This is a genomic window from Frigoribacterium sp. CFBP 8759, assembly GCF_014841655.1.
Taxonomy (GTDB): domain Bacteria; phylum Actinomycetota; class Actinomycetes; order Actinomycetales; family Microbacteriaceae; genus Frigoribacterium.
Map to the genome: position 1 here is coordinate 1,102,508 of NZ_JACYUH010000001.1, position 12,328 is coordinate 1,114,835.

13 protein-coding genes and 1 pseudogene are annotated in these 12,328 nt (G+C 70.1%); 6 read left to right on the forward strand and 8 right to left on the reverse strand.

What is annotated here, in order from left to right; genetic code table 11:
• Position 1: 1 nt before the first annotated feature.
• Both IFT79_RS05175 and IFT79_RS05180 read right to left on the reverse strand, forming a co-directional pair.
• A complete protein-coding gene (locus IFT79_RS05175; RefSeq protein WP_199859390.1) occupies positions 2-1,114 on the reverse strand; it encodes an alcohol dehydrogenase catalytic domain-containing protein in 1,113 nt (370 codons plus the stop codon).
• On the reverse strand, positions 1,111-2,100 hold the full coding sequence (locus IFT79_RS05180) for a substrate-binding domain-containing protein (RefSeq protein WP_192123068.1): 990 nt from the start codon (positions 2,098-2,100) through the stop codon (positions 1,111-1,113). Before IFT79_RS05180 ends, IFT79_RS05175 begins: the two co-directional genes overlap by 4 nt.
• A 165-nt stretch (positions 2,101-2,265) precedes the next feature.
• On the opposite strand from IFT79_RS05180, the gene IFT79_RS05185 reads away from it, so the two are divergent.
• Both IFT79_RS05185 and IFT79_RS05190 read left to right on the forward strand, forming a co-directional pair.
• A complete protein-coding gene (locus IFT79_RS05185; RefSeq protein WP_192123069.1) occupies positions 2,266-2,781 on the forward strand; it encodes an ASCH domain-containing protein in 516 nt (171 codons plus the stop codon).
• Between the two features lie 231 nt (positions 2,782-3,012).
• Positions 3,013-4,008, forward strand: a complete 996-nt coding sequence (locus tag IFT79_RS05190) for an NADP-dependent oxidoreductase (protein WP_192123070.1) — start codon at positions 3,013-3,015, stop codon at positions 4,006-4,008.
• Positions 4,009-4,036: 28 nt separating this feature from the next.
• On the opposite strand, the gene IFT79_RS05195 is transcribed toward IFT79_RS05190, so the two are convergent.
• Positions 4,037-4,639 carry a TetR/AcrR family transcriptional regulator gene (locus IFT79_RS05195; RefSeq protein WP_192123071.1) on the reverse strand — a complete coding sequence of 201 codons (603 nt, stop codon included), beginning with the start codon at positions 4,637-4,639 and terminating at the stop codon, positions 4,037-4,039.
• A gap of 108 nt (positions 4,640-4,747) precedes the next feature.
• Between IFT79_RS05195 and IFT79_RS05200 the strand changes: the two genes are divergently transcribed.
• On the forward strand, positions 4,748-5,458 hold the full coding sequence (locus IFT79_RS05200; RefSeq protein WP_173153806.1) for an SDR family oxidoreductase: 711 nt from the start codon (positions 4,748-4,750) through the stop codon (positions 5,456-5,458).
• 64 nt (positions 5,459-5,522) lie between these two features.
• Here the strand turns inward: IFT79_RS05200 and IFT79_RS05205 are convergent.
• Positions 5,523-6,305: pseudogene (locus IFT79_RS05205) on the reverse strand (NADPH-dependent F420 reductase); the annotation flags it as partial.
• A gap of 47 nt (positions 6,306-6,352) precedes the next feature.
• On the opposite strand from IFT79_RS05205, the gene IFT79_RS05210 reads away from it, so the two are divergent.
• Positions 6,353-6,742: a MerR family transcriptional regulator gene (locus tag IFT79_RS05210; RefSeq protein WP_123571417.1), complete on the forward strand. Its 390-nt coding sequence runs from the start codon at positions 6,353-6,355 to the stop codon at positions 6,740-6,742.
• 116 nt (positions 6,743-6,858) lie between these two features.
• On the opposite strand, the gene IFT79_RS05215 is transcribed toward IFT79_RS05210, so the two are convergent.
• Entirely contained in the window at positions 6,859-7,377 is a 519-nt protein-coding gene (locus IFT79_RS05215; protein ID WP_192123073.1) for a MaoC/PaaZ C-terminal domain-containing protein, read from the reverse strand.
• Positions 7,378-7,441: 64 nt separating this feature from the next.
• Here IFT79_RS05215 and IFT79_RS05220 point away from each other — a divergent pair, with 64 nt between their 5' ends.
• Complete coding sequence (locus IFT79_RS05220) at positions 7,442-7,786, forward strand: DUF2200 domain-containing protein (RefSeq protein ID WP_192123074.1); 345 nt, start codon at positions 7,442-7,444, stop codon at positions 7,784-7,786.
• Between the two features lie 50 nt (positions 7,787-7,836).
• On the opposite strand, the gene IFT79_RS05225 is transcribed toward IFT79_RS05220, so the two are convergent.
• Positions 7,837-9,048 carry an MFS transporter gene (locus IFT79_RS05225; RefSeq protein WP_192123075.1) on the reverse strand — a complete coding sequence of 404 codons (1,212 nt, stop codon included), beginning with the start codon at positions 9,046-9,048 and terminating at the stop codon, positions 7,837-7,839.
• 81 nt (positions 9,049-9,129) lie between these two features.
• On the reverse strand, positions 9,130-10,017 hold the full coding sequence (locus tag IFT79_RS05230; RefSeq protein WP_192123076.1) for a helix-turn-helix transcriptional regulator: 888 nt from the start codon (positions 10,015-10,017) through the stop codon (positions 9,130-9,132).
• Between the two features lie 155 nt (positions 10,018-10,172).
• On the opposite strand from IFT79_RS05230, the gene IFT79_RS05235 reads away from it, so the two are divergent.
• The gene (locus IFT79_RS05235) at positions 10,173-10,610 is read left to right on the forward strand and encodes a hypothetical protein (protein ID WP_192123077.1); all 438 of its coding nucleotides are present in this window, start codon (positions 10,173-10,175) and stop codon (positions 10,608-10,610) included.
• A gap of 368 nt (positions 10,611-10,978) precedes the next feature.
• Here IFT79_RS05235 and IFT79_RS05240 read toward each other — a convergent pair whose 3' ends face one another.
• Positions 10,979-12,280, reverse strand: a complete 1,302-nt coding sequence (locus tag IFT79_RS05240; protein ID WP_192123078.1) for an SAVED domain-containing protein — start codon at positions 12,278-12,280, stop codon at positions 10,979-10,981.
• Positions 12,281-12,328 lie beyond the last annotated feature (48 nt).

Genomic DNA, 12,328 nt, shown 5'->3' on the forward strand with positions numbered 1-12,328 from the left:
GTCAGTCCCCGTTCGGCATGAAGATCACCTTGGAGCTGTGCTCCGAGCGGGCGCCGAGCACCTGCATCATGTCGGGCAGCTCCGACAGCGGCAGCTGGTGGGTGATCATGAACTCCCACTTGAGCTCGCCGCTCGCCAACTTGTCGGCGGCCGTGCGCCACTCGTCACCGGGGAACGGTGCCGAGAAGCTGTTCCACGAACCGTGGAGCGTGACCTCCTGGCGCAGGAAGGTGTTGAAGGTCTCCTTCGAGAGGGTGACCTCGGCGTGCGGGATGCCGATGAAGACGGCGTGGCCCTTCGGCCCGACCAGCCCGGCGGCCATGTCGACGGTCACGGGGACGCCGGCCGACTCGAGGACGACGTCGAAGCCCCGCCCGGCCAGGGCCTTGGCCTCGTCGTGGGTCTTGACCGCGTGGGTGGCGCCTGCCTCGATTGCCATCGCCGACTTCTCGGCACTGAGGTCGATCGTGACGATCTCGCCGGCGCCGGCGAGCTTGGCCCACTGCACCCCGAACAGGCCGATCGGCCCGGCGCCGACCACGAGGACGCGCTGTCCGGTGCGGAGGCCGGTCTTCCAGAGTGCGTGGAGCGCGATGGCCGCGGGGTCGAGCATGGCCGCCGCGCGGGAGTCGATGCCGGCCGGCATCTTGAGGAGGTTGCTGACGGGTGACACGACGTACTGGGCGTAGGCGCCATTGCTGCGGCTGCCGAAGTAGTCGTAGTCCTCGCAGAGCCCGAAGTCACCGCGGACGCAGAAGTCGCAGTGGCGGCAGGGGATGAGCGGCGGCACCGAGACGAGGTCGCCGAGGTCGAAACCGGTGACGCCGTCGCCGAGCTCGGCGACGTGGCCACTGAACTCGTGACCGCAGATGATGGGCATGACGTAGCCGCCGTTGCGGAGCATGCGGGGGATGTCCGACCCACAGACGCCGCAGGCCGCCACTTTGAGGAGGACCTCGCCCGGGCCGGGGCGCTGGACGGCGGCTTCCTCGACGCGGATGTCGCCGGGGGCGTACATGACGGCGGCCGTCATCGTCTCGGGGATCTCGCCCCCGTCGACGCCGGGACGATCGGTGGTGCCGGTGCCGGTGCCGGTGCTGGTGCTCGTGGTCACTTGCTTGCCTCCGCGAATGTGGTGGTGCCGACGAACGTCGACGCGTTGTCCTTGCTGATGAGTCCGGTGCCGGCGTCGACGAACGCGTCGACCTTCTCCCCGCGGGCCACGGCGCTGGCCGTGTCCACGGCGGACGCGCCCTGCGACCCGGGATCGTTCACGGCCGTCGCGACGTACTGATCGCCGTTGGCGATCGCCTCGACCGCCTCCATCAGGCCGTCGACGCCGAAGACCTTGACGTCGGTGCGCCCGTTCTCGTCGAGCACCTGTAGGGCACCCAGGGCCATGTCGTCGTTGTGGGCGTAGACGGCCTTCACGTCGGAGTTCGCCTGCAGCAGGTCCTGCATGGCGGTGACGGCTTCGCTGCGGACGTAGTTGGCGTAGGGCCCCTCGACGACCGAGATGCTCGGCACCGCGTCGACCGCGTCGTGGAAGCCGGCGCTCCTGGCCGCCGCCACCGCGCCTCCGGCGTCGCCCTGGATCTCGACGACGGTGCCGCCCGAGTCGCCGAGGGTCTTCACGAGCTCGTCGCCGACGAGCTTGCCCATGGCCTCGTTGTCGCGCCCGACGAACGACACGGCGCCGCTCTCGACCGGGCGGTCGACGGTGACGACCTGGATGCCTGCCGCGTCGGCGGCGGCGAGTGCCGGGGCGACGCCCTTCGGGTCGACGGGGTTGATGATCAGGACGTCGACGCCGCGCGTGATGAGGTCCTGCACGTCGTTGTTCTGCTTGGTGACGTCGCCGTTCGCGTCGACGAGGAGCAGCTCGTCGCCGTTCTCCTCGGCGCGGGCCGTGGCGGCATCGCTGAGTGACACGTAGAACGGGCTCTGCTGCGTCGCCTGGCTGAAACCGATGGTCAGCGCCTCGTCGGCAGACGCTGTCTTGGCGGCCGCGCCGGTCTCGCCCGGGACGGAGCAACCGGCGAGCGCCAGCGTCGTCGCGGCGAGAGCGGCGGCGACGGGGATCATGCGTGAGAACTTCATCGTTCCTCCTGGAGTGCGGCCCCTCGTTGGGCCTGCCACAAGGTAGGTCGGCCGGTGGGACAGGGTCAACATCCGCGCACGACTTTGCTCATGTGAGCAGAGACGGCACGTCTTCGGAACTCATCCGCGCCTCCAAGGCACCGGCCCTCTGGCACGATCGTCCCCATGAGCGATGCACCCGCCACCCGTTCCGTCGCGCCGCCGGACCGCTATGCGGCGACCGCGATGTGGACTGCCTACTCGGCGTCCCGACGGGCGACGGACGCGGTCGACGACGACTACACGGTGGAGCACTTCGGCGACACGGCGCGGCTCGCCGACGAGCTGCTCGAGGCGGTGCTGTCCGGTCGGAAGCGGGCGACCGCCGAACTGGTGTCGGAGTTCGCGCATCGGGGCGATCCGTTGCCGCGGGTCGGGTCGCACTGGATCGCATGCGACAGCACGGGGGCTCCTCGGATCGTCATCCGGAGCCTGCAGTTGCGCATCGGCGGGTTCTCCACCGCCGACGCTGCCTTCGCCTTCGCCGAGGGTGAGGACGACCGCACGCTGAACAGCTGGCAGCACGAGCATCGGCGCTACTGGGAGCGCACGTGTCGAGCTCGTGGCGTGACGTGGTCCGAGCAGGACGAGATCGTCTTCGAGCACTTCGCGATCGTGTGGCCGCCGGAGCACGCGGACTGAACACCGCCGGGGCCGTGGGTGCCGAGGGTCGAAGGTCAGACCGAGAAGGCGCGGCGACGGTCGGTGACGGGTCGGCCACAGCCGAGGTCCGCCCTTGACAATATTGTTGAGTGCGCTCAGTATTGAGCACACTCGGATGCTTGAGTCGAGACCCCTCGCGCCGAGGACGTCGCGGGCCGCGCGCGCGATCCCACCACCCCAGCCACACCCCCAGCCCCCAGGAGCACCCCCATGCGAGCCTTCGCCTTCGACGCCTACAAGCAGCCCCTGCACGAAATCGACGTGCCCGAGCCGACCGTCGGTGACCACGACGTCCTGATCGCGGTCGCCGCCGCCGGTCTGAACCACCTCGACGCGAAGATCCGCGAGGGCGAGTTCACGCTGATCCTCCCGTACCGGACGCCCCTCGTCCTCGGCCACGACGTCGCCGGGACGGTCATCGAGGTCGGCGGCTCGGTCCGCAGCCTGGAGCCCGGCGACGAGGTGTTCGCCCGCCCCCGCGACCACCGGATCGGCACCTTCGCCGAGCGCATCGCCGTCGACGAGGCCGACGTCGACCTCGCCCCGACCTCGATCAGCACCGTCGAGGCCGCGTCGCTCCCCCTCGTGGCCCTCACCGCCTGGCAGGCCCTCGTCGAACGCGGCGACGTGCAGCCCGGTCAGAAGGTCCTCGTCCACGCGGGTGCCGGTGGGGTCGGTTCGATCGCGATCCAGCTCGCGAAGCACCTCGGCGCGCACGTCGCGACCACCGCCTCCTCGTCGAACGCCGACTTCGTGCGCGAGCTCGGTGCCGACGTCGTCATCGACCACCGCACCCAGGACTTCGAGCAGGAGCTGTCCGGCTACGACCTCGTCCTCGACAGCCTGGGCGCCGAGAACCTGGCGAAGTCGCTCCGGGTGCTCCGCCCCGGCGGCATCGCCATCGGCATCCAGGGCCCGCCCACTCCCGTCTTCGCCAAGGCCGCGGGGCTGAACCCCGTCGTGCGCCTCGCGATCGCCGGCCTCAGCCGCAAGGTGCGTGCCCAGGCGAAGAAGCTCGGTGTCTCGTACGAGTTCCTCTTCATGCGCGCCGACGGCGGCCAGTTGGCCGAGATCGCCGCCCTCGTCGACGCGGGCGCGATCCGACCGGTCGTCGGCGCGACGCACCCGTTCGCCGAGACGGCGACCGCGCTCGACGGCCTCGGGAAGGTCCGCATCCGCGGGAAGGCGGTCGTCACCCTCCCGTGACGGCCGGCACCACGGCCGACGTGGCACGTCAGCGCGGCAGGATCACCTCGAGCTGGCGTCGCACCCCCGCCACGATCTCGTCGTCGGGGACGGACTCGTCGACCGCCGACGACATCGCGAGCATCATCACCGCCGACACGACGTGCGCGAACGCGGCCGCGTCGGAGGGCGTCGCCGAGGTGAGGCGCGCGACGATCCCGGCCACCGCCTCCTCGGTCCTGGCCACGATCGCGAGCGCCTCGGCGTGGTGCGGCTCGGTCGCGTCGCCGAACGCCATCTCGCGCAGGTAGGTGCGGCCGTTCTCGACCTGGGCCCGGTTGCAGTGCACGATCGGCTCGAGGACGGCGACGACCGCGTCCAGGGCGGTCGAGGCGGACGAGGAGGCGCGGATCCCCTCGTCGAGGGAGCGCGCGTAGGCCGCGTTCTGCGCGAGCAGCAGCAGCTCGCCCTTCGTGCGGGCGTAGAGGAAGAGCGTGCCGGCGCCGACGTCGGCCGCCTCGGCGATCTGCTGCGTCGTCACCTCGTCGACCCCGTGTCGGCTGAACAGGTCGGACGCGGCCCGCGTGATGCGCTCGAGCTTCTCCTGCTTGTTGCGCTCGCGCCGGCCGAGCGGCGGGGCTGACGACGTCATTCGGATCTCCCGGAATAGAAACTGACTGAACTCAATTATGACATGAGTCACCTATGGCGACTCGGTCTCGAGCCGCCTCATCCTCGCACCACCCCGGAAGGAACACCCATGACCGACATCACCGGCTCCGTCGTCCTCGTCACCGGAGCGAACGGGGGCATCGGCACCCGTTTCGTCGAGGCCGCCCTCGCCCGAGGCGCCGCGAAGGTCTACGCCACGGCCCGCACCCCGCGCACCTGGGACGACGAGCGCGTCGTGCCCCTCACCCTCGACGTGACCGACCCGGCCTCGATCGCCGCTGTCGTCGAGGCGGCGCCCGACGTCACCGTGCTGGTCAACAACGCCGGTGCGAGCACCCCCACGCCCGGCATCCTCAGCCACACCGACGACGAGATCCGCGCGAACGTCGAGACCAACTTCCTCGGGCCGCTGTTCCTCGCCCGGGCCTACGCGCCGCTCCTCTCGGCTCACGGCGGCGGCACGGCCATCGTCGACATCCACTCGGCGCTGTCGTGGTTCGCCGTCGCGGGCATCTACTCGGCGACGAAGGCGGCGCTGTGGTCGGCCACGAACTCGCTGCGCCTCGAGCTGCAGCCCGCGGGCGTGCAGGTCGTCGGCGTGCACGTGGGCTACGTCGACACCGCGATGGCCGCGGGCGTCACGGACGCGAAGACCGACCCGGCGACCCTGGTCGCCGACGTGCTCGACGCCCTCGAGGCCGGCGAGCACGAGGTCCTCGCCGACGAGACTTCACGCCAGGTGAAGGCGGGCCTGTCGGCGCCGCTCGAGGCGCTCTACCCGCAGCTCGCCGCGCGCTGACCGGTGACGTCGAGGAGGCGCGGTGCCGGCCCGACCGGCACCGCGCCTCCTGCGCTCGGTCGCGTCAGCTGTAGCAGGCGCGGTTGATCGCCACGAGGAACGGTCCGTCGACGGTGCCGCCGGCCTCGACGTAGCCGCCGATGGCCTCCATCGCGAGGTCGCGGCGCTGCGGGACGCGCTCCTTCTCGGCGGCGGCGAGCCACCCGGGCATCTCGGCGCGCGTGCGGTCGGTGCAGTAGACGGGCGAGCCGGGCTGCTGGCGCCAGGACTCGGCGAGGACGCCGGCGTCGACCGCGTCGAACCCGGTCTGCTCGACGAGCCGCATGGCCACGGCGCGGTCGGCGTCACGGTCGGCGGCCACGGGGATGGCGACGCGGGAGGGGTCGCCGGGCTCGGTGGCCTTCGCGTCGAACGACTGCGAGATGATCGCGTTCCACGCCTTGGCGATCGGGCGTCCGAACAGCTCGGACAGCCAGACGCTCTCGGGGACGCCCTGCTCGAAGTCGTGCATCGAGCCGTCACGCATGGGGTAGTAGTTCGACGTGTCGACGACGACCGCGCCCTCGGGGGCCGAGCGGACGTGCTCGGCGATGTCGGCGTTGCGGTTCATCGGCACCGAGACGATGAGGACGTCGACGCCCCGGGCGACCTCGGCGGCGTCCACGGCGCGGGCGCCGGTGCGGAGGGCCGCCTCGTCGATCGTCTCGGGGCCGCGCGAGTTGGCGATGGCGACGTCGTGCCCGTGGCGGGCGAGGCGGCGGGCGATGGTGGAACCGATGGAGCCGGCCCCGATGATCCCGATCCTCAGGTGTGCTCGTTCTTCTTCTCGTACGTCAGACATGCCTCCAGCATGAACGTTGCCATTAGTGTGAAGGTCAAGCCGGAGGAGGACTCGTGCGCATCGGTGAGCTGTCGACCAGGACGGGCGTCCCGTCGCGGATGCTCCGCTACTACGAAGAGCAGGGCCTCATCACCCCGACCCGCCTGGCGAACGGCTACCGCGACTACGACGAGCGCCTCGTCGACCGGGTGGGCAAGATCCGCGGCCTGATCGACGCGGGCATCCCCACGCGCATCGTGACGGACATCCTGCCCTGCCTCGGCCAGCCGCAGACGATCGTCGTCGAGAACGCCGAACCGGGGCTCGTCGAGCTGCTCGAGACCGAGCGCGACCGGATGACCGAGAAGATCGAGTTCCTCACCCACAACCGCGACGCGCTCACGAGCTACCTCGGCGCCCTCGAGGACGCCGGCGTCGAGCGTCCGGAGACCCGGGCCGGGTGACCCGGGCTGGGTGACCCGGGCTGGGTGACCCGCGCTCTCGCGGCCGTGCCGGGGTCAGCTGGTCACCGGCCGGGGTCAGCTGGTCGCGGGCCGTGGTCAGCTGGTCGCAGGCCGGGTCAGCCGGCGACGGGGCGGGCCAGGATCAGGTTCGTCATGACCTGCGTCATCACGGCCTGGTCGTGCTGGTCGAGGAGTTCGATGCGGGTGCGGACCACTCCCCGGTCGGGACGGGACGCCGAGAGGCGGGCGTCGACGACGACAAACCGGGCGCGGAGCACGTCCCCGGGGCGGACGGGAGCCGACCAGCGCAATTCGTCGACGCCGGGCGACGCGACGCTGGCGCCCTGGTTGAGGTAGGACGCCACCATCAGGCGCATCATCATGGCGGTGGTGTGCCAGCCGCTGGCCACGAGTCCGCCCAGCGGCGTCGCCGCGGCCCGTTCGGCGTCGACGTGCATGTCATGCGGATCGAACCGGCGGCCGAAGTCGACGATCTCGTCCGCCGTGACGCGGTACGAGCCGTGCTCCAGCGTGAGGCCGGGCACGTAGTCGTCGAGGAAGCGGTCGGCGAGCCGATGCGCGAAGGGCGAGGTGTCGTCGGCCGCGGCTGCGGTCCCGTCCGGTTCGTAGGGCACGCCTTCACCCTAGGTCGGCCGAGGAGGCGCGGTGCCCGTCGACCAGTCCGCGTACGATTCCGGCATGAGCCGCTTGGACGACATGCCGTTCGCCAGGGTCTATCCCCTGTACGTGGCCAAGGTCGAGCGTAAGGGCCACACGAAGGCCGAGGTCGACCAGGTCGTGACCTGGCTGACCGGTTACGACCAGGGAGAGATCGACCAGCACGTCGCCGACGGCACCACGTTCCGCGACTTCTTCGCGGCCGCCGACCTCAATGCCCGGGCCTCGCTCGTGACGGGCGTCATCTGCGGCGTCCGCATCGAGGCCCTCGACGACGAGCTGACCGCGAACATCCGCCGTCTCGACAAGCTCGTGGACGAGGTCGCACGCGGCCGCCCGATGGCGAAGGTGCTGCGGGAGCAGTGAGGCGTCGCACCGCGGGGTGACACGTCGGCGGCGACGCCGAGACCGGCCGATCACAGCCCGGCCGGGAACGCGTTCCGCCGCCCGTACACCGTCAGCGCGAACGCCACGACCCCGAACCCGATCATCACCAAGGGAAGCACGAGCCCGTCGGCCACGGTCAGCAGGGCCGCCCCGACGATCCCCGCGAAGAAGATCGCCACGTTGAACGCCACCGGCAGGAAGGCGTTCGCGACGTCGGCGTTGTCGCCGCCGACGGTGGTGAGCGCCGCCTGCAGCTGGGCCGACGCGCCGCCGAACGTCACACCCCAGAGCACCGCGGCGACGACCACCGCCGGCACCGAGGCGTGCCCGACGAGCAGGACGACCCCCGCGACGACGAACACGGCGACGCTGCCGTGCAGCAGCGCCCGCGGGTGCCGGTCGAGCAGCGCGCCGGTGACGACGATCCCGCCGATCGAGGCGATGCCGTAGATCAGCAGCGTGACGTCGACGCCGAGCCCCGACCCGCCGGCCCGCAGGTACGGCGAGACGTAGGTGTAGATCGTGTTGTGGGCGAGCATCCACGCGGCGATGACGGCCAGGATCACGGCGATCCCCGGGATGCGGAACACCCGCCCGAGCGAGAGCCGCGCCCCCGCCGGTGCCGGTGCCGCGTCCGGGACGATGGTCGCCACGAGCACGAAGACGACGACCCCGAGCAGGCTCAGCCCGCCGAACGACCACCGCCAGTCGAAGGCCGTCCCGAGCCACGAGCCCAGCGGCGTCCCGAACGCGAAGCCGACGGGCGCACCCGCCGAGACGATCGCGAGCGACAGTCCGGCACGGTCGGGCGGGCTGATCCGGCGTCCGTAGGCCGCGAGCATGCCCCAGATCACACCCGAGAACGCGCCGGCCACGAACCGCGACACCAGGGCGAGGGCGATGACGGGCGAGAGCGCCGTCACCGTGTTCGCGACGACCAGGCCGGTGATCGCGATCAGGAGGAGCGGCTTGCGTCGCATCCCCCGGGTCAGCGTGATGGCCGGCACGGTCGCGACCACGGTCCCGAGTGCGTAGGCGCTGATGAGCAGTCCCACGGCACCCTCGCTCGTGTCGAGGCCGTCCGCGATGACGGGCAGCAGGCCCGCCGGCATCGTCTCCATCGCGACGAGGATGAACCCCATCGTCGCCAGGACGACCAGCGAGAACACCGGCAGCCGTTCGACGGGCCCTCCGGCGACGGAGGCGCGGGGCACGTGGGTGGGGACGGGGGCTGTCGACATGGTGAGGTCCTTTCGGGCGCGAGGATGCGCCTCCTGGGGGTGAGCCCGGTGGTGCGGGAGGAAGAAACGAGGAGGCGCGGGTCAGGTGACCGGGTCGGCGGACCGGGCGCGTTCGACGACGTCCTCCGTCGCCGCCCACGAGGCGAGGAGGCGCAGCCCCTCGTCGGACGCGGAGCCCGGGACGGCCGTGTAGACGGTGAGCGAGTGCCCGGGGGTGTCCTGGAGTTCCATCACCTGGAAGTCCAGCTCGAGCAGGCCGACGGCCGGGTGCCGGAACTCCTTCGCGCCGGTGTAGTGGCGGCGGACGTCGTGGGCGGCCCAGCGGGCGCGGAACTCGTCGCTGCGGATGGACAGTTCGCCGACGAGGGCGGCGATGCCGGCGTCGTGGGGGTTGCGTCCGGCGTCGCGTCGCAGGATGGCGACGTTGACGGCGGCTGCGCGCTCCCAGTCGGGGTAGAAGTCGTGGGCGCCGGGGTCGAGGAAGATGTAGCGCGAGTGGTTGGCGGGGCGCAGGGTGCTGCGGTACATGTCGGAGTACAGGGCGAAGCCGAGGGCGTTGGCGGCGACGAGGTCCATGCGGGTGTTGGTGACCATCGCGACGGCGCCGGTCATGGCGTCGAGCATGTGTTGGACCGGGGACTGTGCGATCTTCTGTTCGCTGGTGACCGGGGGCCTGCGGCGAGAGGGAACGGAGGCGCGGGCGAGGTCGTAGAGGTGGTCGGTTTCGGCCTGGTCCAGGCCGAGGGCGCGGGCGATGGCGTCGAGGACGCTGTCGGAGACCCCGCCGAGGTTGCCGCGTTCGAGGCGGGTGTAGTAGTCGACGCTGACGCCGGCGAGGCGGGCGACCTCGTCGCGGCGGAGCCCGGGGACGCGTCGCTGGCCGCCGGCGCTGACGACGCCGGCCTGTTCGGGCGAGAGGCGTGCGCGGCGGGTGGCGAGGAAGTCGCGGACCTCGGCTCGGTTGTCCATGGCTTCGACCCTACGGTCGGTGGTTCCGGGCAACCAGGCCCTGTTGGAACCAGGTTCGGTGAGGCCTGGCACGGCGCTGAGGTGGAGGTCGTGACGCTCGCTCAACGCCTCGGTAGGGTCGTGGCACCAGCACCACTCGACGACGGGGGACCGAGATGACTGACGGACGCGACGACAACGGGCAGCAGGGGCAGCAGGGCCAGCAGTACGGCGGGGAGCAGGGTCAGCAGGGCCTGCAGTACGGCGGGCAGCAGTACGGGGGCGTGCCGCAGGCGCCCGGGGCGGGGCCGGACGGAGGGGCGGTCCAGCGCCCGTCGCGTGGGTTCGAGATCGCTGGCTTCGTGCTGTCGTTCTTCGGCTTCCTGGCGATCGCCGGCCTCATCATGAGCACGATCTCGTTCCGCCGTCTCGGCCGAGCCGGTCAGCCCCGAGGCCTCTCGCTCGCCGGCATCATCATCTCGATCGTGGTGCTGCTGCTGACCGTCGCGTTCATCGTCGCAGCCATCGTCGGCGCCTCGACCCTCCTCGAGACCTGCGCGGACCTCGGCCCGGGCACCCACGTCGTCGACGGGGTCACCTACACCTGCAGCTGAGCTGCGCCGGCGGGCCTGGCGAGGACGCGGTTTGCCCTAACGGCCCTCGCGGCCAGAGCTTCGCGTCGCTGCACCTACTTCTTCTCCTTTGGGCCTTACGCGTGACGGGAGTCATGTGCAGCGTCTAGATCGAGACCCCTTAGCGACGATCGGACAGCCAGCATTCATCGCTTGGAGAAGTCTGTAGACGAGTTGAGGTAGACAGACAAAGGGCAAGGTGTTGCGAGCAGGGCGAGGGTGGAACGCACCGGGCGCCACGCTCGCGGATCAATTGTTCTGGCGCGGCGCCGCGGCTCATAACGCCGTTTTATGTCAGCACTGCTTGATTCGGGTCAGGCATTCGAGCACGCGGAGGCACAGGGCTTTCGCTACGTTGTGCAACTGTCAAGTAGAACCTGAGCGATGGGACCCGCTGTGCCTCCTGCCCGAACCTCGAGGGAGGGCACATATCGGGGCCGCGCATCACTACTGTCGTCAGTAGGTTCGTCGCTGTCGTCCCACTCGAAGAGGCGCACCCGGAGCGTGTTGCTGAGGCGACCAATCAGCACTGCAATCCCAAAAGGTACGGCAAGCAGTACGTCGACTCGGGCGTTGGAGTAAGCGGCAGACAGCTGCCGGATAAGACCCGCGGCCTCTGATGCGAGCGCACCGGCGTCTGCGGAATTGAGGAGCCCGCGTTGTGGGGACCTGATTGTCCCGTGCGCGGCCAAAGTGTGGCCGTATTCTTCGAGATACCGCTCGAACGCGGAATCGCTCTGCGTGGGTAGTAGATCGACGTAGACCGCGACGCGTGGCCTCACGCTCGGTGCGGGTGACACGGTGCTCTCGGTTACGTCGAAAAGAAGTGAAGAAGCCGCCGGGACGGCGGCTTCGGCAGCGCTTGCCCAGACGAGGGATCGTTGATCAACGACGTCGAGTTGCCCAATCCGAGATGACGGCAACGCGATGCCGAGCGCGAACGCAACAGACAGGTGCGCGCCGCCGCCGACTCGAACCGTGCGCGCTCCAGTGCTAGTAACCGCATCCGCCAGCAAAGCCAGGGTGCGACGGAGATCGCCGAGCCCCGCAGGGTCGGGAAGCTTTTCGTGCTGGGATCGGCGGATGCGGATATCGAGCTGGGCGCCGGTGCGGTCGTAAACCTGGCCGACGTTGCGAGTCTGAATCGTAAGATTAAAGACTCCGCTCGCTTCGACCGTCGCGCGCTGCTGAACCATTCGGTGCGTCAAAGCCTTTCGGGTCAGCGTCAAGAGCCCATCTGTGCTCGTTGCCGACTGATCGACCCCTTTGAGATCGTCCTTATCACGTCCAAGCGCCCGGTCCGGAGCCTCGTAATCAAGCGAGCCTGTCTCCTTGGCAACGTCATTTGCAATCAGCAGCTGGAATCGCGAATCGTTCCGGTGAAGGTCGATCAACTGAGGAGCTTCAATGCTTCGGACGATGGCGCTGTTGGTGACGTCGTCCGTAATCACGAGGGTGGCTCCGGAGAGACCGCCGCCGATCGCCTGCCTGAGCCTTTCCGCGGTGTCACCGGGCGGGAGGTCATCCTGGTCACGCCACACGGGAATTCCCGCGGCGCGTAGGAGCCAAGCCAACTCCGCGACAATGTCCGCTCCATCGTTGTGCCGGTATGAAAGAAACAGCGGACCGAAGACGTCGACGCTGGTGCTCACTCGGACTCCTTTTCGTCGCGGTGGTCTCCTAGAACGAGTATGCCGCCA